Genomic DNA, 18,359 nt, shown 5'->3' with positions numbered 1-18,359 from the left:
GAATAAAAAACCTAAAGTAAGCGAGCCAACCAGTATCCCCAGCAAAACCTTAAAAATAAATTTTGTAACACGCCCCCTGATAAACTTTAGCAGTTTAAGGCCCAAAACCATGAATATCAAAGGGAACGCCAAGGCTGTTATGCCAAACCAATGATTTATAAACTGGTTTGAAAGTGAAGCGCCAAGTTTTCCACCCCAGTTGCCAATCTTTTGTTCAGTTGATGAGAATATTGAAACCCACTCAATGCTTTGATCAACCTTCCAGGTGAACAGAAATGATAAGAACGAAAGGAAAATATAAACGCCCAAAAGGATTAGGAAAAGACCTACGGTAAACCTAATCCTTTCATCCTTGAAAAGCGAATCGTTGCTAACATCCTTACTGTCCGAGTCTTCAACATCGGTACCCTTATCCTTCCTAGCCATAATGCATAATCAATATAAAACGATGTAAAATTAACCTGTATTTGTAAATAATAGAATCCTTACTGCTGAAGTAAATAGATTAAATCCGTCATGGTTTGAAAATCAACCTTTTTGTAATCCTTTGGGATTTTAAACGCATCATTATTGATATTTTCCTTGGCTACATTACGTGCCCTGAGCTTCATTTCAAGATTATTGAACCTCAAGTTAAAACCAAGCATAACCCCATCAATGTTTTCGAAAGGGGTATTCAGGTTTGGATTGTCAATTGCAATTTGTTTGGTGTAAATAATCTCAAACCTATTATCAGGGTTATCAGCAAAGTATCCCATTACGCTTTTGCATTTATAGCCAATATATTCGCAATCTCTAACCAAAGTATCAATATTAACCTTTGGAATTCGAGCATAAAGCGCGGGGTAATGCCCGTTGGTGTATGGTTCACTGTGGTAAAGTTTCTTATTAAATACCTTTAGCAAAGTAGTAAACTCCTTTTTTGATGGTTGGCTAATAATAGAAATTGTTATAGCCCCAGAGAGCCCATCGATGGTGTTAATGGTGTTGTTATTGCAAAAACGAACAACCAGTGAGTTGGGCAATATTTTTTTGTCGATTCTACTGAGAGTTAAAGTATCGTATTCAATGTCGTATTCAATTCGTCCTTCACTTATCTCCTTTGGGCTTCTTGATATACAGCTGCTTAATGAGAATAAAATCACAGCCACGCCAACAAGTTGGTTTACACTTCTGTTCATCAACACCTTAGTTCAAATTATTAAATCATAAAAATAGAAAATGTTTTTGTGGTATGCAAAAGTTTGAGGGGCTTAATACTTATGGTAAAACCCTGAGCAGCCATCAAACATGTTATTAAACATACATATAAACCATTGAGTGATTGTTTTACATCACGTGTATTTTTATTAGGATTGCAAAAAATAGTTAGTTTTGTAACTTCAAAGTAAAAATTTTAATTTACTGTTTATGAGCAAATTAGCAGTTGTAGCATTAGGCGGAAACGCCCTCTTGCGTGGAAATCAGGTGGGTACCATCGATGAGCAAGAACAGAATACCACCGATACCCTTGAGAATCTAGTTTACTTAATAAAGGAAGGGTATAACCTTGTAATCAGCCATGGGAACGGCCCACAGGTTGGAAATATCCTTATGCGAAACGATGCTGGCGAGCAACTCTATGGCATTCCTCAGATGCCTCTTGATATTTGCGTTGCCGATTCGCAGGGGGGAATTGGTTACATGATTGAGCGCATGCTCAGGAATGTATTGCGCAAACATGGTATCGACCGCGAAGTATGTTGCCTGGTAACACCGGTAATTGTTGATCACAACGACCCTGCCTTTACCAACCCCACAAAACGTGTAGGTCGTATTTACGACAAGACTCAAGCCGACGCTCTGGCTGCTGAAAAGGGTTGGATATTTAAGGAAGAGGTTAAGGATACAGGAAGCGGTTGGCGCAGGGTAGTTCCCTCGCCTAAGCCCAAAGGGATTCTAAACATCAAGGTAATCGATCAACTTGTTCGTCAGGGTATTATTGTTATAGCCTCGGGCGGAGGCGGAGTACCGGTTTATATTGACGAGGAGAAGAACGTTAGGCCAGCCGAAGCGGTAATTGATAAGGACCTGGCATCGGCACTTATGGCAGCCGAAATTAAAGCCGATGAATTTTACATCCTAACCGATGTTCCATTCGTGTATCTGAACTACAAAAAACCGAACGAGCAAAAACTTGAGTTCCTCAACTATGCCGATACCATGAAATACCTTGAACAGGGCATGTTTGGTGAGGGTAACATGGCTCCAAAAATTAAAGCATGTTTGGACTTTATAAAGCGCGGTGGAAAAATGAGCGTGATTACCGAAGCCACCAAGCTTGAGGATATGTCATATGGTACCAAAATTACAATGGAGTACGAAGATTAATCTATTAACCATAAAAAACTAAAAGCTATGTCGTTCAACTTACGTAACCGCAGCTTTTTAAAGCTGCTCGATTTCACACCAAAGGAAATCCAATTCTTGCTCGACCTTTCAGCTGACCTAAAAAAGGCAAAGTATGCCGGAACCGAGCAGCAAAGGCTTAAGGGTAAAAACATCGTTATCCTTTTTGAGAAGGATTCAACCCGTACCCGCTGCGCCTTTGAGGTTGCCGCATTTGACCAGGGTGCCAACGTTACCTACATTGGACCATCGGGTTCACAGATGGGTAAAAAGGAATCCATGAAGGATACCGCACGCGTGCTTGGCCGTATGTACGACGGTATTGAGTATCGTGGATACTCACAGGAAATTGTTGAAACGCTTGCCCAGTATTCGGGGGTACCCGTTTGGAACGGTTTAACTAACGAGTTCCACCCTACCCAAATTCTTGCCGACTTCCTTACCATGCGCGAGCACAGCTCAAAACCATTAAGTGAAGTTAAGTTCTGCTACCTTGGCGATGCTCGCAACAACATGGGCAACTCACTTATGGTTGGCGCTGCCAAAATGGGTATGGATTTCAGGGCTTGCGCACCAAAGGCTTGCTGGCCTAACGAGGAGCTTGTTAAAACATGCCAAGAGATTGCCAAAACCACTGGCGCTAAAATAACTTTAACTGAGAGTATTGAGGAAGGAGTTAAGGGCTGCGACTTCCTGTATACCGACGTATGGGTATCGATGGGCGAACCCGATTCAGTATGGGAGGAACGAATAAAGCTTCTTAAACCCTATCAGGTTAACCGTAAGGTAATGGAATTGACAGGCAATCCAAACTGCAAGTTCATGCACTGCTTACCAGCGTTCCATAACCGCGAAACCGTAATCGGTGAAGAGATCTACAAAAAGTTTGGGTTGGAAGCCATGGAGGTTACCGAGGACGTTTTTGAATCGGATGCTTCCATTGTTTTTGACGAAGCCGAAAACCGCGTGCACACCATAAAAGCAGTAATGGTTGCCACATTAGGACAATAGCAACTTACCCGCATTTTTAAAAGCAGCTTTAAAAAAAGCTGCTTTTTTTTTGCATTTTTTAATACTAACTCCTAAATTTATTTGGATTTTTAAACTTCTGCCATTATGATGATTTATATTGGAAACATCGCGTATACAATGACCGCCGATGAATTAAAGGAACTTTGCTCGCCTTTTGGAAATGTGGTTTCAGCAAAAATCATTACCGATCGTGCTACCGGAAAATCGAAAGGCTACGGTTTTGTTGAGTTCGACAATGAGGAATCGGCTCAGAAAGCCATAAAAGAACTTAACGACACTCAGGTTAAGGGTCGGAATATTAAGGTTAATAGCGCATTCCGAAAAACCGATCAACCCCAAGCAAGCAAGGGTAAAGAGGAGGAGCCCGATACTAAATCCTAAAGATTAAAAGCTAACTATTAAAAAGTAGATTATTACACCTACTGTAATTAGCTTTACACCTACTCCTAACATGAATCCAAGAAATGATCCTACTGCCGAAAGCCAGGGATTATTTTTGGTATTATTTTGGGGTTGTTTCCCTAGCATCTCGCCAACAAGCGCTCCTACAAAAGGTCCAACAACGGCTCCAAGTGGCCCTAAAAATACTACCCCAACAAGTAGGCCAATGATTGTACCCCAGGCGCCCCAATTACTTCCACCCATTTTTTTGGCTATCCAGGCAGGAAACAAGTAATCGAGCAGGGTTACAATTAGAGTTACTCCTGCCATAACCATAATGGTGATCCAGTCCACAGAGCAAAACGATGTAAACTTTGCCAGCAACAGCCCCAGCCACGCTAGCGGTGGCCCTGGAATTACAGGTAAAATACACCCTACCAGTCCCAGCAGTATTAGCGTAATGGATAATACAAGCAAAAAGTAATCTAGTATCATTTGCTTTTTCGTTCTTATTCAATAACTTTGGTAAATATATCATTTTTTCCTAGAATGAAAACCATTGCAATAACGGTAAAGGGAAAGGTTCAGGGTGTAGGTTTTAGATACTTTGTAATGCGCCATGCCAATGAAATTGGTGTTAATGGTTTTGTGAAGAACTTGCCCAATGGCGATGTTTACATTGAAGCAAGCGGAACAAGCAGCCAGCTTGAGCAACTGATTTTACTGTGCAACCAGGGACCTGCACATTCAAATGTAGAAAACGTCAATGTTAAAGATATTCAACAGTCATTTGATATTATAGGATTCCGAATACTTGGTTAACTTAGTTCAAAACCGCCTAAAGAATTTAACAATGAAGCTGGTTAACTTTCATACACATAAACCTCAATTCAACAGCAATAGCATTTGTGTTGTGCCTTACGATGTTGATAGTTTTAACCTTTATAGTTCATCGCACTACAAAACAATTGGTTTACACCCCTGGAAAACCGAAAGCAGTGAGATTAGCCAATGGCTTGGCAAGCTAAATGAGCTGGCTAAGCAACCTGATTTTATTGGAATAGGGGAAATAGGGTTAGACAGGCTAAAAGGCGCTCCTTTAAAGAATCAAATCGATATTTTTGAGAAAATTCTTGAAACTGCCAACGAATGTAAAAAGCCAATAATAATTCACTGTGTTAGATGCTGGACTGAGCTAATAGCAATACTATCAAAATCAAAATATAGTGAACTACCTAAGGCCATACATGGCTTTAGAGCCAAAGCCGATGTAGCCAAACAGCTTGTTGACAATGGATTCTACCTTTCATTCGGAACCGCGCTTATACATGCTACACCAGAGTTAGCTGAAGCTTTAACGCTTGTTCCAAGAAATAAACTATTCCTTGAAACTGACGATACCGAGATACCCATTTATGAGGTTTACGACGCAGCCGCCGATATTCTTGACTCCACCATTGAGGAACTTGTTAGTGTTACAAACCAAAACCTGTTAACATTTTTTGGGAACACCCTTTCCGATAAAAGCAAGTAAAGGTTATTGGATTTAATGATACTGATTACGACCTTTGCTGAGCAAAAAACATGATATGGTTCCCACCTGGCTTGAACGAACTGAACTATTACTTGGCGGCAAGGCCGTTGAAAAGCTATCGCAAAAGCATGTATTAATTATTGGGCTTGGCGGAGTAGGTGCATACGCTGCCGAACAAATCTGCCGTGCAGGAATTGGTGCACTAACCATTGCTGATGGCGATACTATCCACGAATCAAACATTAATCGCCAATTGCCGGCACTTCACAGTAGTGTTGGCCAACCAAAAGCAGAATATATTGGGAAACGGCTGCTTGACATTAACCCAAACCTAAAGCTAACCGTAATTCAGGAGTACCTAAGGGACGAACGGCTTACTGCATTGCTAAGCCATAAATACGATTACGTAGTAGATGCTATTGACACTCTTTCGCCTAAGGTTTTTCTTATTCACGATGCCCTTCGGTTTGGACAGCGAGTGGTAAGTTCAATGGGGAGCGGAGGAAAACTCGACCCAACAATGGTAAGGATTTCCGATATTTCCGAATCGCATGGATGCCCACTTGCCAGAATCCTAAGAAAACGGCTACACCGCTTGGGAATACGGCAGGGGGTTAAGGTTGTTTATTCGCCCGAGGAAGTTCCCGAGAATGCCACAAGACCCTGCGAGGGTGAACCCAATAAGAAAACTACCATTGGAACCATTTCGTACATGCCGCCACTCTTTGGTTGCATGATTGCCTCAGTGGTCGTCAGGGATTTGCTTAACGACTAAGTAAAGGCACCACCCATTCGCCATTTACTAGCTTTACTTCGGGGAAATTTATATTGTTTGCGTTGAGCAAACTACGAGTATCATCAACAAAAACCTTGAAAGCGGAGTCGCTTGCAGCTGAAAGGAACTGATTGCTTTTGCCCTCATACATCCCCACCGGGAAAACCTTATACTTACGCTTTCCATTTGAAAAGTATGTATCAACCCAAACCGGAATGTATCCCACACCACTTACTTCTAGCTTTCCATTTTGCTTCATTAAATCAACAAGAACAACTAAACCTCCATCGCAGTACCTTCGACGCTGGTTGGAAACAAAGTTGCCAAGCGAGTAAACAACCAGCCTAAAATCGTTCTCGAAACGGTTAAACTCAGCGGGCTGAACAACATGGGGGTGAGAACCAATAATAATACGCACCCCTTTCCCATGCAGCCAACCAGCTAATCGTTTCTGCTGCATGTTAGGTAAACGCTCGTACTCATTGCCCCAGTGAATAAACACTACAATTTCGTCCACTCCTAGAGCTTGTGCTCTAGCAATATCATTTGCCATGCTAACTGTATCAATCATATTGACCAAGTATGGGCTTGGGACTGGAATTCCATTGGTTCCATAGGTATAGTTAAGCAAGGCAAGCTTTACCCCATTTTTATTTAGAACAATAGGATTTCGAATTGACCTGTCAGTTGAATCGAGGAATGTCCCTGTAAAAAGTAAGTTTTTGGCCGCAAGAACATCAATGGTTCTCCTTATACCATCCCCTCCCCTATCAACGGAATGGTTATTAGCGGTAACCAAAACATTAACACCTGCAGCCATTAAACCATCGACAAGTTCATCGGGTGAGCTAAACTGAGGGTAACCGGTATAGGGTTCTCCTCCTAAAGTTACCTCAAGGTTGGCAATAGAATAATCGGCACTTGTGAGCAAGCCTTTTAATTCAGAAAAAACATCGGTATAATCGTATCGCCCGGTTGAGCTATCGTATGCCGATTGGATTTGAGGAACATGACCCATTACATCACCAATAAAAATTAAGCGTAGGGTGCTATCGTATTGAGCAAAACCAATACTGCAAATAATAGTTAGCGCCAGGGATAGTAGAGGTCTCATAACAACGATGTTTGTACAATGATAGGAAAAACTTTCCTATCAACAAAAAAAGGGGTACCCATTACGGATACCCCTTTGTATTGAAAAACCTAATGCTAATTCTGTTCTTCGGAGGTCATTACTACCTCAACAATATTACCCTGTCCAAAAATCTTATTGGCAAATTCCTTAATGGCATTCACATCAACAGCCTTTACCATTTCAACATACTTTGAGTCAAAATCAAGGCCATCCTCGTATTTTGCCCTAATCACATTTGTCCAGTAAGAGTTTTCGCGCTGGTTTTGCTCGTACTCCTTGAGCATGAACTCCTTGCTCTTGTTCAGATCATCGGCCAATGGCCCATTGGTCTTAATCTTTTCAATCTCGGAGTAAACAATACCAATAAGCTTATCGCGAAGTTTAGGATCGGTATCGAACTGGATCTGAACCACAAAGGAGTTTACAGGGAATTTACGGAGCGATACCCTAACTCCAACACCATAAGTACCACCTTCTTTTTCACGAATTTCCTCAAGGTAACGGGTGCGTAATATGGATGTGAGGTAGTCGGCAAGTATATCGTTCATCACGTTATACTCAACCTCACCGGTAAACCCAACAAATACTGATGACTTGGTGGTTTGCATTGGCTTTGTAAAGTAATTCTGAACCTTGCCTTTAGGAGGTCTTACACCATTATCCTTGGCAACATCCTTACGCTTAACGGTGGGCAATGCACCTAGGTATTTTTCAACCAAAGGCTTAATCTCAACTGGGCTAACATTTCCGGTAAAGATGAAAGTGAAATCGGAAGCATCGGCAAAGCGATTCTTATAGAAGTTGATGCTCTTGTTAAAGTCAACCTTGTTCAGGTAATCTAGGTTCATTGGCATAACCCTGGGGTTGTGGTTTGCCAGGGCAACGGTAATGCTATCGCGGAAGGCCATGCGTGGATCGGACGAGGCATTGGCCATGAAAGCCTTCATTCTACCCATATAGGTATTGAAGTTTTCCTCATCGGCACGTGGTGCTGTCATGTACAAGTAGATGAGCTGTAGTAAGGTTTCAAAATCCTTGGGCGAAGCTTCACCGCTAAAACCCTCGTAGTTCTCGGCAATAACAGGACGCACTTTAACCATCTTGCCAGCAAGCATCTTTTCAAGGTCAGTGCTTGTAAACTCACCCACACCGGCATTGGTAACAATTTGGGTAGCCATGCTAGCCGAGGGTAGCTCATCGTTGGTTGCAAGCGAAACGCCACCAGCGCTGAATGCCTCAACAACAACCTGGTCCTCCTTGAAATCGGTTTGCTTTACAACAACCTTTACTCCATTGGAGAGAATCCACTCAGTGGTACCGTATACATTCTTTGCATTTTCCTTCTTAACCTTACCGGGTTTTCCAATTTTTTCAACCAATGGCTTGGTTATTACCTTATCAACGTATGCCTCAATGTTTTCGGCCTTTACTTCCTGCAGTGCGGCAAGCAGCTGTTCTTGGCTTGGAACAGTGATGCCATCCTTTTGGGGAGCCATAAGGGTTAGAATGACGTTTTTATCGGTAACAAGCTGTTTGGCAACCGCATTAATCTCTTCAATCTTAATGGTAGGTATTATTTGTGAGGCAAACATGTATTCAAATTCGATACCTGGCATGGGCTCGCCTTTCAGGAAATGATCAATACATTCCCAAACGTACTTCTCGTTCTTTTGTTTGTCCTTTTCCTTGAGCTGATTCTCAAGTGAGCGTAAGTAATCGGATTTTGCCCTATCGAGCTCTGTAGCATTGAATCCATATCGTTTTACGCGTTCCGACTCACGAATAAGTCCCTTAACACCATCAATCATGTTATCGGGACGAAGGGCTGCATAAAATGCAAGAGCATCCTTGGTTCTAACCAGATTGAAGTAACCCGACGCACCAAACACAAAGGGAGGATTTGGTTTCTGAACAAGCTCGTTTAATCGTGATGAAATCATCGACGAGATGAGCTCATTTACCATATCGGTACGGAGATAACCCAAGTTTTTAGCATCCTTAGGTGTTGCAGGCGCCTTAAAGTATAGGTACATGATGGCATTGCGAGCCTCCGGATCGGTAGTAACACCTACAAGGGGCTCATCGTTGTCGGGAAGTTCATAGAAAGGACGGGGCGCAGGATTAACCGGAGCTGGAATATCAGCAAATAACGATTTAATCTTGGCCTCAACCTGATCAACATCAACATCACCAACCACTACAATCGATTGTAAATCGGGACGATACCATTTATTGTAGTAGTCAACCAGTTCCTGGTGCTTAAAGTTGTTGATAACATTGATATCACCAATTACATCGCGCTCGGCGTACTTAGAGCCCTTGTACATAACAGGCATGAGCTGCTTATACATTCTGCGCTCAGCGTTACGGCCTGTGCGCCACTCTTCGCGGATTACACCTCGCTCTGATTCAATCTCCTCGGGAAGGAGTGAAATAAAGTGCGACCAATCATGAAGAACCAGTAAAGCGCTATCAATAATACCCTCACGGGTAGTTGGAACATCCGATAGGTTGTAAACTGTTTCATCTACTGAGGTGAAAGCGTTGATGTTAAACCCAAACTTCACCCCAACGGTCTCAAAGTAGTTGATGATACCCTTGCCCGGGAAGTTCTTAGTTCCATTGAAAGCCATATGCTCCAGGAAGTGAGCTAATCCGTTTTGGCTATCCTCCTCCAGGATTGCTCCTACGTTTTGGGCAATGTAGAACTCAGCACGCTGCTTGGGTTCTGTGTTTTTGCGCACATAGTAAGTAAGACCATTTTCCAACTTACCATAGCGTACGTTTGGATCAACCGGTACAGGAGAATTCCATCCTTGACCAAGAACCTGAATACTTGCTAAAACAAGCATTGAAAACGTTAATACGATACTTTTTTTAATTGTCATAACTTTTTAAAATTTAATGTAGGTTTGTTTCTAGAATTCAACCCAAAATTACACATTTATTAAAAACCTAAAAGAAAACATAAAGGTTTTAACAGTAATTTGTAACCCTATGACATCAAATTAAGTATAAAGTTTAATTTATGAGACGCATTTTTTCAAAGACTGTCATCACCCTCTCCCTGGTTAGCTTTTTCACCGATATTGCAAGTGAGATGCTTTATCCTGTAATGCCTATCTACTTAAAATCGATAGGATTTACTGCATTGCTAATCGGAATCCTTGAAGGAATTGCAGAAGCAACCGCAGGATTAAGCAAGGGTTACTTTGGGGAGCTATCGGACAGGTTGGGGAAACGAGTGATTTTCATCAGGTGGGGTTATCTTTTAAGCGCCCTATCTAAACCTGCAATGGCTATCAGTAAATGGCCCATATGGATTTTCGTAGCTCGGACTACTGACCGCATTGGTAAAGGGCTAAGAACCAGCGCCCGCGACGCTCTGCTGAGCGATGAATCAACCCCCGAAACACGAGGAAAGGTATTTGGTTTCCACAGAGGTATGGATACACTTGGGGCGGCAGTTGGCCCTGCCATTGCTTTGCTTTTGCTTTGGCTGTTCCCCGGTGATTACACCATTATTTTTCTTATCACTATAATACCAGGACTTGCAGCGGTTTTGCTAACCCTCCTTTTAAAAGAGAGAAACAGGTCACAGGGAACTGCTAAACCCCCAAAGGGAACATCGCCCTTTTCATTCCTTGGGTATTGGAGACAATCGCCTGTAAACTATAGGCACATTGTTATTGGGCTTATCTTTTTCACCCTAATCAATAGTTCCGATGCATTCCTTTTACTAAAAGTAAAAGAAGAAGGAGCATCGGACACCTTGGTAATTGGCTTGTATATCTTCTATAACCTTGCATACGCCTTACTTTCCTATCCTATGGGATGGCTATCGGACAAACTGGGCATGAAAAGGATGGTGATTTTTGGTATAGCCATATTTGCAATCACCTACTTAGGCTTTGCCTTAACTTCAAAATGGAGTGTGTTTATTCTGCTTTTTGGCCTTTACTCACTGTATGCTGCATCAACCGAAGGGGTATTAAAAGCTTGGCTTGCAAATAATCTTCCTAAAACCAAAACAGCAACAGGAATAGGCCTTTACAATAGCTTACAAAGCATTGCTACCCTGCTGGCAAGCAGTTTAGCAGGCTTAATATGGGTTATGGCAGGATCAGGTATTGTTTTTATTATAAGCGCTGTGGGTGCAACCCTTGCAGGAATATACCTTTACATATTTACAAGAACTAGCGTAACCTATCAAGGGAGCGAATAAGCGCCTCGTCGCGTGCTATTGCTCTTAACGCAAGAAAATTCAATATGGCTGCTATGAGCGGAAATATGAAAACAAGATTGTAGCTAGGTTTGGAGTTCAAGTTTTCACCATATGCATATACAACATAATACATCACTCCCTGGAGACCAACCAACATCACAATAGTTAAAACACAAAGGCGAATCTGAAGTAGCCGCCTGTGGTACAAGAATATAGTTATTAAACTAAGGAGCAATACAACTATAATAAAACCTAGCAAAAACCAGATGCTTTGGACCTTTTCAACCGTTGAACCATCAACCACCGATAATCCAAATACTCCTAAAGTGTATTTTGCCATTTGGGGTTCAACAATAAATGATGCAAAAGGATTGTACATTAAAATGGATAGGAGAATTACAGAAGCAAGCAGGAAAAGGCTTTGAATTCGCTGAATCATGGCTGAATATTTTTCTGCAAATTTACCAATAAAACCAACTGCCCAAGCTAAAACTTTTTAAATAATGTTGATTTAAACTAAACCTTTGCTATAATTGCAAAATAAAAATACAAGAATCATGAGAGTTATAGAATCATCTGAACTTATTATCAATCCCGATGGAAGTATTTTCCATCTACACTTAAAACCCGAAAACCTGGCCGATAAGGTGATTTTAGTTGGTGATCCGGGAAGGGTTGATACCGTTGCAAATTTCTTTGATACCAGGGAGATTTCCGTTTCGAACCGTGAATTTAAAACAGTTACAGGAACATATAAGGGTAAACGCATCACAGTTCTTTCCACCGGTATTGGAACCGACAATATCGATATAGTGGTGAATGAACTTGATGCGCTGGTTAACATTGACCTTGAAACCAGAACCGAAAAAGCTGAGAAGAAAAAGTTAACCCTTGTTCGGCTTGGCACATCGGGTGCCTTGCAACCCGAAATTGATTTGGGAAGCTTTGTAATGACTGAAATTAGCGTAGGTTTTGATGGTTTGCTTAACTTCTATGCCAATCGCAACGATATTAGCGATCTTGAAATGGAAGAAGCATTCCTAAAGCATACCAGTTGGAACCCACAGTGCGCTAAGCCTTATTTCTGTAAGTCGTCGCCAAAGCTGGTAAAGCTTTTCTCTGATTTCACCATCCCCGGTGTAACAATTTCAGCGCCAGGGTTCTATGGCCCGCAGGGACGCGTTCTCCGTTTACCTTTAGCGGATCCTAAGCTGAACGATAAAATAGTTGATTTTAACTATAAAGGGAGGAAAATAACCAACTTTGAGATGGAAAGTTCAGCCATAAACGGCTTATCGCTTTTGCTTGGCCACGATGCTGTTACTATTTGCACAATTATTGCAAATCGTGTTATCAAAGATGCCACAAAGGATTACAAGCCATATATCAATTCACTAATTGAGAAAACACTGGACAAACTAGCAACATTAGAGTAGAGCATATTGGATGCCAAGTACATAAAATCGCTCATATCCCTCCTCGATGACCCTGATACCAATGTGTTTAACACGGTGTCAGAAAAAATCATCATGGAGGGGAATGAGGTTATTCCTGTTCTGGAAAACGTATGGGAGAAATCAACCGACCCTTTACTGCAAAGCAGGATTGAGAACATCATTGACTCCATTCAGTACAACTACCTGGCAGGGGAATTTCAAAAATGGGCACAGTCGCCCGAAATGGACCTACTCCAGGGGACAATCCTTGTAGCCAAAATCCAATACCCCGAACTTAACCCCTCTCCCATTCACGAGGAATTGGAAAAGATTAGGCGCGACATTTGGCTTGAACTTAACAGTAGCCTTACAGCACTGGAGAAAGTAAAAATCATCAACCACGTTATCTTCACATTACATGGCTATAAACCCGATACCTCAAACTACTTTGCTCCCAAAAACTATTTTATTAACACCCTAATAGAGACAAAACAGGGCGGACCTATCATACTATCTCTCTTCTATGCGATTATTGCGCAAAAACTTGGCTTACCAATATACTGCGTTAATTTACCCCACAATTTTGTTCTAGGCTATAAAGACAGGTATTACCAGAAAACCACCGATGAGCCTGCCGAGGAAAAACAAAGCATTCTCTTTTACATCAACCCATTTAACCAGGGTTCTTTATTCAGCGCAAAGGAAATTGAACTTTTTTTGAAACAGCAAAAAATTGACGACGAACTGAGCTACTACTTGCCCTGTAACAACAAGGAGGCAATTCTTCAGTTAATATATAATGCATCGGTAGCCCTCCAGCGATCGAACAGGCAAAACAAAGCCATTCTTTTTACAAGAATTCATGACTTGCTGTCCAAATAAATAGCGTGCAAGGCTATTAAGCATTATCCTTGAAATCGATTTTAAGCTGAAATCCTACTAACTTTAACCTTTCTATCTCTAAGTTAACTATTGCCTCAACCTGCGGAAAACACCTCCTACATCCCGTAGCAGCCAGAGTAAATCTTTGTACATCGGCAATGTCAACCACCCCGCCTTTTTGAATTGCATGAACAATAGACTTTATACTTACTCCGTTGCAATGGCAGATTATTTTTTCGTTTTTTTTCATGATAATGAAAAAATGTTTTGCAATTATGGGTAAATGACTTAAATTTGCGCGCTAATTTAAATAAAATCAATAAACTATGTTGAATCAGTACGAAACCGTTTTCATTGCTACTCCCGTTTTGTCTGAGGCCCAGATGAAGGAAACGGTTACCAAGTTCAGGGATTTCATCACCGAGAATGGGGGTGAAATTGTCCATGAAGAGAGTTGGGGATTAAGAAAGTTGGCCTACCCCATTCAGAAAAAAACCACCGGTTTTTACCACCTCATTGAGTTTAAAGCCGATGGTGCATTGATTGATAAGCTGGAAACCCAGTACCGTCGTGATGAGCGTATTATCCGCTTCCTAACCGTGAAGATGGATAAGCATCATGTTGAGTTTGCTCAGAAAAGACGCAATGCCAAGGTTGAACCTAAAACTATGGAGGGTTAAACAATGAGCCAGAATCAATCAGAAATCAGATATCTCACACCGCCTAGCGTTGAGATTAAAAAGAAAAAGTACTGCCGTTTCCGCAAGAACAACATCAAGTACATCGATTACAAAGATGCTGAGTTCCTCAAGAAGTTCTTAAACGAGCAGGGAAAAATTCTACCTCGTCGTATTACAGGAACCTCACAGAAGTATCAGCGCAAGGTAGCTACTGCTGTTAAGAGAGCACGCCACTTGGCTCTACTTCCATTTGTAACCGATTTATTAAAGTAACAGGTAGGAGGATAAACACATGGAAATCATACTACTTCAGGATGTTCCCAATTTGGGCAATAAAAATGACGTGGTTACCGTACGTAACGGTTACGCCCGCAACTACCTGATTCCAAAAGGAATGGCTATAACTGCTACCGAATCGGCAAAAAAGGTAATTGCAGAAAATATTAAACAGCAAGCCCACAAGGAAGCTAAGATTAAAGCCGAAGCCGAACAGCTTGCCAAGAAACTTGAAGGCGTTAAGCTTACCATTGGCGCTAAAACAAGTTCAACCGGCAAGATTTTTGGATCGGTTAACAACATCCAAATCGCTGAGGCTCTCGCTGAAAAAGGCTTTGAGATTGATCGTAAGAGCATTACGCTTTCTGAAGATCAGGTTAAAGAGGTTGGTACCTATAAGGCCGAAATTAAGCTTCATCGCGAGGTTAAGGTTAGCATTGAATTCGAGGTTGTTTCTGAATAATCCATTAATTGCAATAACCAAAGAAGGCTGCCTGTTGGCAGCCTTCTTTTTTTATTAGCTAGTTACAGAATTAACAAACAGCAATGCACTCTATTTCAACCATTACCCCTAAAGGTAATCGAACAACTCCGTAAGCGGCCCTCGCTGGCATTTCAGAAGTAAAATAGCGTGCGTAAACCTCGTTCATGGCGGCAAAGTTATCCATATCGCTGAGTAAACAGGTTGTTTTAACAACGTTCCTGTAATCCAAACCGGCCTCTTTCAGGATAGCTCCAATATTTTTAAGAACCTGTTCGGTTTGCTCTTTAATACCACCCTCAACCACCTTTCCCGTGGAGGGATCAATTGGTATTTGTCCTGAAATGAACAAGAAACCGTTTGCTTCAACAGCCTGACTATAAGGCCCTACAGCCTTAGGGGCCTTTTCGGTACAAATTATTTTCTTTTCCATGGTTATTTTGGTTTGGTTATTGGTTATCGAGATAGTGGTCGCGCTTGGTAAACTTAAGGTCTTGTAGAATTGACGACTTTACGTTTATCTGGAAACTAAAACTCTTATAGTAGCCAATGGGAATTACAGTTAAGCGCATTTCCCAGCAATGCAAGTCGCGATAAAAGTTAAGCGAAGTGGTTGTAAGCTTTTTGTTTTTGAAGTCGTAACCTGAGTTAAAACCTATCTTCAGCTTTGGAGTAAGGCTAATGCTTCCTGAAAAGCTTAAAGTTTGCACTAACGATGACTGCAATGCAGGTTTACTATAGCTTAGGTTGTAGCTAAACCTCACATTCCAGGGAACCGAGAAATCGACATAATCAAGACCGTACATTGTTCCAAGCGATTCGCCAAAGCTTGAGCCATCGGGAGCCGTTCCCGGAGGAATCTCACCCGCTCCCCCAACTCTTCCTGCCGAGGATGAATTGGCCTGCCCTTCCTTTTTGCTATTCAATGAGAAATCGACACCAATATTCCCTCTGGTAAACCTTGCCAGCTTACCGGTCTCGTTCCATTCATACCTATTGTAAATTCGCCCTTGCTCATTTATGGCATACAGGTTAAAACCGCCAGAATAGTTGATGTTTACCTTCCCATCAAACAGGCCTGTTCTACCGCTAACCGATACCTCAGACCAATTCAAAGAATCGGCTAGAAGGTTATATGAGGCGTTCATTGACAATCCATCAATAATTTTTACTTTTTTAACCGGGTTAACCGTATCGTTTGCCGACTTAACCTTCATTTCCAGCAGGTTTGAAAGCGCGAAAGAAACTACCCCCGATTTGCCTCCACCTGGTCCCCCATAAATACCTTTCTCAAAAATTGAATACCTGGTTGTTTTACCAGTGGGATCGGATTGAACTGTCCTATAAAAACCGTATTTGGGATCAGAAAAATCGGGACGATAGCCTAAGGAAACCGAAGGGGTAATCACATGCCTTATTGCTTGTACTTTTGATTTCTTTGAGAACTGAAACATTCCATAAACCTTGGTGCTCATTGAAATCGATGTGCTGTACTCATAACCCCTTTTAAACCCACGCAGTGTATCAATCTCAACCCTGTTAGAGTCAGCATTCCAATACTTCTCAATTGTTTGCAAGTACCAATACTCGTTGTAGTTAACTCCGGGGCTAACAGTTATGAACTTTAAAAGATTGAACGAGGTAGAAACAGGAATTGAATGTTTCATTCCATTTTGCAGACTATCGAATACTGTACGTTTAAATAGATTATCTTCCTTTACCTGAACCCTGTTTTCAAGGCTAGTATTCAGGCTAACCCCAACCTTCTCGTACCATTTGGGTACCCCAATTGCATTTTTCCGTTTAAAGGGGTAAATCCTGCTCATATTAAAAGCCACCCTCGGAAAATTCAGATCAACCGATTTATTTATAGTATTCTGAGAATGTGTCAACGAGGTTGATAAGCTAAATGGGGACCCAGGCCAGGTTTTTGAATACGAAATGCTTGAGTTAAAAGTATTTGAAAGCGCAGTATTGATACTACGGGCGTTATACCTGTTATAGTTCGATGAACCAAAGTTTACATTTGCCTGAAAAGTTGAATTTGGCGAAGCTTTTGGGTCCTGATTATGTGACCAGCGAATCCAGTATGAGTTTTGCTTAGTGTAATCCGGTAAACCCTTCTCGCTTGACACTATGGTGGAATACTCCAAATTTAGTGATCCTGAAAACTTATACCTTAGCTTGTATGTTGTTTGTCCCCGTACACCCCACGACCCCCTTGAGTATACATCAAAAGTTATACGTTGGTCCATGTAATCGCCCATGCCAAAATAAAATCCACCATTACGAAGAAAGAGCCCTCTGTTATTCTCCTCACCGTATTCGGGTATTAAAACGCCAGCAGCGCGTTTACGGGTGTTAGGGAAAAAACCAAACGGAATAATGAGGGGAAAAGGAACATCCTCAATGACAAGGTATGCAGGGCCAGCAACAATTTTCTTATCGGGTATCATCTTACCCTTTGTAATTGCAATGTAAAAGTGAGGATGATCTAAATCGCAGGTGGTATACTTCCCCTCCTGAAGGTTTACCACATCGTCCTCCATCTTTTTTGTTACTGCGCTATGCATGAAGCCGCCTGACTGTTCAGTTACCACACCAATAATTTTAGCCCTACGTGTATCAAAGTTGTAGTAAATCTTTTCCATTTCAAACGACTGGCTTCCCTCCTTAAACTTTGGTTTACCGCTAATTTTTCCAGTACTATCGGGTAATCCGCTTGCGTAAACCCGCTTGGTTTCCATGTCAAATTCAATGTAGTTAGCCTTCAGTTCTAGATTTTGATAGGTAACCACACCATTACCATACAGATATGCTATTTTCCCATCGAGGGAGTATACAATTGAATCGTCGGCGTTGGTAAGGACTGGGTCGTCGATGGCACTTTTTTTGTTCTTAGCACTATCAGGAGTTGAAACGGTATCGGGTTTGGCGTAAGCCAACATCTGTTGTAAGGCCACAGAGTCGAACCTGTTAGCAATTAATGCCAACTGGTTTATAAGTAAAAGCAGTAAAGTAAACCTAAATCTCAACTTTAATCCTATTTTTGTGAACAAATTGAGCTCAAAACTACTTAAAAAAATAAAAGAATACGCAAGGGGTATGAGGCGGGAATATAAATTTTTATCAAC

The 18,359-nt window shown here is 41.6% G+C and carries 21 protein-coding genes; 12 read left to right on the top strand and 9 right to left on the bottom strand.

The features are described from left to right. Positions 1-426, bottom strand: a 426-nt coding sequence (locus tag WHS63_RS11230; protein ID WP_445205186.1) for a DNA translocase FtsK 4TM domain-containing protein, incomplete at its 3' end; no start/stop codon positions are given. Positions 427-485: 59 nt separating this feature from the next. After that, on the bottom strand, positions 486-1,181 hold the full coding sequence (locus tag WHS63_RS11225; RefSeq protein ID WP_445205185.1) for a hypothetical protein: 696 nt from the start codon (positions 1,179-1,181) through the stop codon (positions 486-488). A 229-nt stretch (positions 1,182-1,410) separates the two neighbouring features. Here WHS63_RS11225 and arcC point away from each other — a divergent pair, with 229 nt between their 5' ends. The 3 genes from arcC (at position 1,411) to WHS63_RS11210 (ending at position 3,801) form a co-directional block, all read left to right on the top strand. Continuing rightward, positions 1,411-2,370, top strand: coding sequence for a carbamate kinase (arcC, locus tag WHS63_RS11220; protein ID WP_445205184.1), 960 nt, complete (start codon positions 1,411-1,413; stop codon positions 2,368-2,370). Positions 2,371-2,397: 27 nt separating this feature from the next. Next, positions 2,398-3,399 (top strand): ornithine carbamoyltransferase, encoded by a 1,002-nt coding sequence (locus WHS63_RS11215; RefSeq protein WP_445205183.1) that lies wholly within the window; start codon positions 2,398-2,400, stop codon positions 3,397-3,399. Between the two features lie 105 nt (positions 3,400-3,504). Further along, entirely contained in the window at positions 3,505-3,801 is a 297-nt protein-coding gene (locus WHS63_RS11210; RefSeq protein ID WP_369488300.1) for an RNA recognition motif domain-containing protein, read from the top strand. A 3-nt stretch (positions 3,802-3,804) separates the two neighbouring features. Here the strand turns inward: WHS63_RS11210 and WHS63_RS11205 are convergent, their stop codons facing one another. Then, on the bottom strand, positions 3,805-4,296 hold the full coding sequence (locus tag WHS63_RS11205) for a DUF456 domain-containing protein (protein WP_445205182.1): 492 nt from the start codon (positions 4,294-4,296) through the stop codon (positions 3,805-3,807). A gap of 54 nt (positions 4,297-4,350) precedes the next feature. Here WHS63_RS11205 and WHS63_RS11200 point away from each other — a divergent pair, with 54 nt between their 5' ends. Genes WHS63_RS11200 through WHS63_RS11190 form a run of 3 tightly spaced genes read left to right on the top strand, consistent with a single transcriptional unit; the run spans position 4,351 to position 6,110 of the window. Then, positions 4,351-4,623: an acylphosphatase gene (locus WHS63_RS11200; RefSeq protein ID WP_445205181.1), complete on the top strand. Its 273-nt coding sequence runs from the start codon at positions 4,351-4,353 to the stop codon at positions 4,621-4,623. A gap of 31 nt (positions 4,624-4,654) precedes the next feature. Further along, complete coding sequence (locus WHS63_RS11195) at positions 4,655-5,335, top strand: TatD family hydrolase (protein WP_445205180.1); 681 nt, start codon at positions 4,655-4,657, stop codon at positions 5,333-5,335. A 55-nt stretch (positions 5,336-5,390) separates the two neighbouring features. Next, on the top strand, positions 5,391-6,110 hold the full coding sequence (locus tag WHS63_RS11190; RefSeq protein WP_445200899.1) for a tRNA threonylcarbamoyladenosine dehydratase: 720 nt from the start codon (positions 5,391-5,393) through the stop codon (positions 6,108-6,110). Here WHS63_RS11190 and WHS63_RS11185 read toward each other — a convergent pair. Together WHS63_RS11185 and WHS63_RS11180 are read right to left on the bottom strand one after the other, a co-directional pair. Further along, on the bottom strand, positions 6,100-7,224 hold the full coding sequence (locus WHS63_RS11185) for a CapA family protein (protein ID WP_445205179.1): 1,125 nt from the start codon (positions 7,222-7,224) through the stop codon (positions 6,100-6,102). The genes WHS63_RS11190 and WHS63_RS11185 overlap by 11 nt on opposite strands. A 95-nt stretch (positions 7,225-7,319) precedes the next feature. After that, positions 7,320-10,133 carry a M16 family metallopeptidase gene (locus WHS63_RS11180; protein ID WP_445205178.1) on the bottom strand — a complete coding sequence of 938 codons (2,814 nt, stop codon included), beginning with the start codon at positions 10,131-10,133 and terminating at the stop codon, positions 7,320-7,322. A gap of 140 nt (positions 10,134-10,273) precedes the next feature. Between WHS63_RS11180 and WHS63_RS11175 the strand changes: the two genes are divergently transcribed. Further along, positions 10,274-11,470, top strand: a complete 1,197-nt coding sequence (locus tag WHS63_RS11175; protein ID WP_445205177.1) for an MFS transporter — start codon at positions 10,274-10,276, stop codon at positions 11,468-11,470. Here the strand turns inward: WHS63_RS11175 and WHS63_RS11170 are convergent. After that, positions 11,442-11,909 carry a DUF4293 domain-containing protein gene (locus tag WHS63_RS11170; RefSeq protein WP_445205176.1) on the bottom strand — a complete coding sequence of 156 codons (468 nt, stop codon included), beginning with the start codon at positions 11,907-11,909 and terminating at the stop codon, positions 11,442-11,444. The two genes, WHS63_RS11175 and WHS63_RS11170, sit on opposite strands and share 29 nt — an antisense overlap. Before the next feature lie 118 nt (positions 11,910-12,027). On the opposite strand from WHS63_RS11170, the gene WHS63_RS11165 reads away from it, so the two are divergent. Continuing rightward, positions 12,028-12,906 carry a nucleoside phosphorylase gene (locus WHS63_RS11165; RefSeq protein ID WP_445205175.1) on the top strand — a complete coding sequence of 293 codons (879 nt, stop codon included), beginning with the start codon at positions 12,028-12,030 and terminating at the stop codon, positions 12,904-12,906. A gap of 6 nt (positions 12,907-12,912) precedes the next feature. After that, a complete protein-coding gene (locus WHS63_RS11160) occupies positions 12,913-13,788 on the top strand; it encodes a transglutaminase-like domain-containing protein (protein ID WP_445205174.1) in 876 nt (291 codons plus the stop codon). A 16-nt stretch (positions 13,789-13,804) separates the two neighbouring features. Here WHS63_RS11160 and WHS63_RS11155 read toward each other — a convergent pair whose 3' ends face one another. Next, positions 13,805-14,038, bottom strand: coding sequence for a (2Fe-2S)-binding protein (locus tag WHS63_RS11155; protein ID WP_445205173.1), 234 nt, complete (start codon positions 14,036-14,038; stop codon positions 13,805-13,807). A gap of 79 nt (positions 14,039-14,117) precedes the next feature. On the opposite strand from WHS63_RS11155, the gene rpsF reads away from it, so the two are divergent. Genes rpsF through rplI form a run of 3 tightly spaced genes read left to right on the top strand, consistent with a single transcriptional unit; the run spans position 14,118 to position 15,207 of the window. Further along, entirely contained in the window at positions 14,118-14,468 is a 351-nt protein-coding gene (gene rpsF, locus WHS63_RS11150) for a 30S ribosomal protein S6 (protein ID WP_369488505.1), read from the top strand. Positions 14,469-14,471: 3 nt separating this feature from the next. Next, complete coding sequence (gene rpsR, locus WHS63_RS11145) at positions 14,472-14,741, top strand: 30S ribosomal protein S18 (RefSeq protein ID WP_369488288.1); 270 nt, start codon at positions 14,472-14,474, stop codon at positions 14,739-14,741. 19 nt (positions 14,742-14,760) lie between these two features. Continuing rightward, positions 14,761-15,207 carry a 50S ribosomal protein L9 gene (gene rplI, locus WHS63_RS11140; RefSeq protein ID WP_445205172.1) on the top strand — a complete coding sequence of 149 codons (447 nt, stop codon included), beginning with the start codon at positions 14,761-14,763 and terminating at the stop codon, positions 15,205-15,207. Positions 15,208-15,277: 70 nt separating this feature from the next. Here the strand turns inward: rplI and WHS63_RS11135 are convergent, their stop codons facing one another. Together WHS63_RS11135 and WHS63_RS11130 are read right to left on the bottom strand one after the other, a co-directional pair. Beyond that, positions 15,278-15,658: a RidA family protein gene (locus tag WHS63_RS11135; RefSeq protein WP_369488286.1), complete on the bottom strand. Its 381-nt coding sequence runs from the start codon at positions 15,656-15,658 to the stop codon at positions 15,278-15,280. Between the two features lie 16 nt (positions 15,659-15,674). Next, positions 15,675-18,260 (bottom strand): putative LPS assembly protein LptD, encoded by a 2,586-nt coding sequence (locus WHS63_RS11130; RefSeq protein WP_445205171.1) that lies wholly within the window; start codon positions 18,258-18,260, stop codon positions 15,675-15,677. Positions 18,261-18,359 lie beyond the last annotated feature (99 nt).

It is taken from the genome of Tenuifilum sp. (assembly GCF_037481895.1).
In the GTDB taxonomy this organism is placed as follows: Bacteria; Bacteroidota; Bacteroidia; order Bacteroidales; family Tenuifilaceae; genus Tenuifilum; species Tenuifilum osseticum.
The sequence above is the reverse complement of the archived record's forward strand: the minus strand, read 5'-3'. Positions and strand labels throughout refer to the sequence as shown.

Coding starts and splice junctions, on each gene's coding strand:
- WHS63_RS11175 (WP_445205177.1), top strand. CDS start 10,274: ATGAGACGCATTTTTTCAAAGACTGTCATCACCCTCTCCCTGGTTAGC.
- rpsR (WP_369488288.1), top strand. CDS start 14,472: ATGAGCCAGAATCAATCAGAAATCAGATATCTCACACCGCCTAGCGTT.
- WHS63_RS11185 (WP_445205179.1), bottom strand. CDS start 7,224: ATGAGACCTCTACTATCCCTGGCGCTAACTATTATTTGCAGTATTGGT.
- WHS63_RS11200 (WP_445205181.1), top strand. CDS start 4,351: ATGAAAACCATTGCAATAACGGTAAAGGGAAAGGTTCAGGGTGTAGGT.
- WHS63_RS11135 (WP_369488286.1), bottom strand. CDS start 15,658: ATGGAAAAGAAAATAATTTGTACCGAAAAGGCCCCTAAGGCTGTAGGG.
- WHS63_RS11210 (WP_369488300.1), top strand. CDS start 3,505: ATGATGATTTATATTGGAAACATCGCGTATACAATGACCGCCGATGAA.
- WHS63_RS11225 (WP_445205185.1), bottom strand. CDS start 1,181: ATGAACAGAAGTGTAAACCAACTTGTTGGCGTGGCTGTGATTTTATTC.
- WHS63_RS11170 (WP_445205176.1), bottom strand. CDS start 11,909: ATGATTCAGCGAATTCAAAGCCTTTTCCTGCTTGCTTCTGTAATTCTC.
- WHS63_RS11195 (WP_445205180.1), top strand. CDS start 4,655: ATGAAGCTGGTTAACTTTCATACACATAAACCTCAATTCAACAGCAAT.
- WHS63_RS11180 (WP_445205178.1), bottom strand. CDS start 10,133: ATGACAATTAAAAAAAGTATCGTATTAACGTTTTCAATGCTTGTTTTA.
- arcC (WP_445205184.1), top strand. CDS start 1,411: ATGAGCAAATTAGCAGTTGTAGCATTAGGCGGAAACGCCCTCTTGCGT.
- WHS63_RS11190 (WP_445200899.1), top strand. CDS start 5,391: ATGGTTCCCACCTGGCTTGAACGAACTGAACTATTACTTGGCGGCAAG.
- rplI (WP_445205172.1), top strand. CDS start 14,761: ATGGAAATCATACTACTTCAGGATGTTCCCAATTTGGGCAATAAAAAT.
- WHS63_RS11215 (WP_445205183.1), top strand. CDS start 2,398: ATGTCGTTCAACTTACGTAACCGCAGCTTTTTAAAGCTGCTCGATTTC.
- WHS63_RS11205 (WP_445205182.1), bottom strand. CDS start 4,296: ATGATACTAGATTACTTTTTGCTTGTATTATCCATTACGCTAATACTG.
- WHS63_RS11165 (WP_445205175.1), top strand. CDS start 12,028: ATGAGAGTTATAGAATCATCTGAACTTATTATCAATCCCGATGGAAGT.
- WHS63_RS11155 (WP_445205173.1), bottom strand. CDS start 14,038: ATGAAAAAAAACGAAAAAATAATCTGCCATTGCAACGGAGTAAGTATA.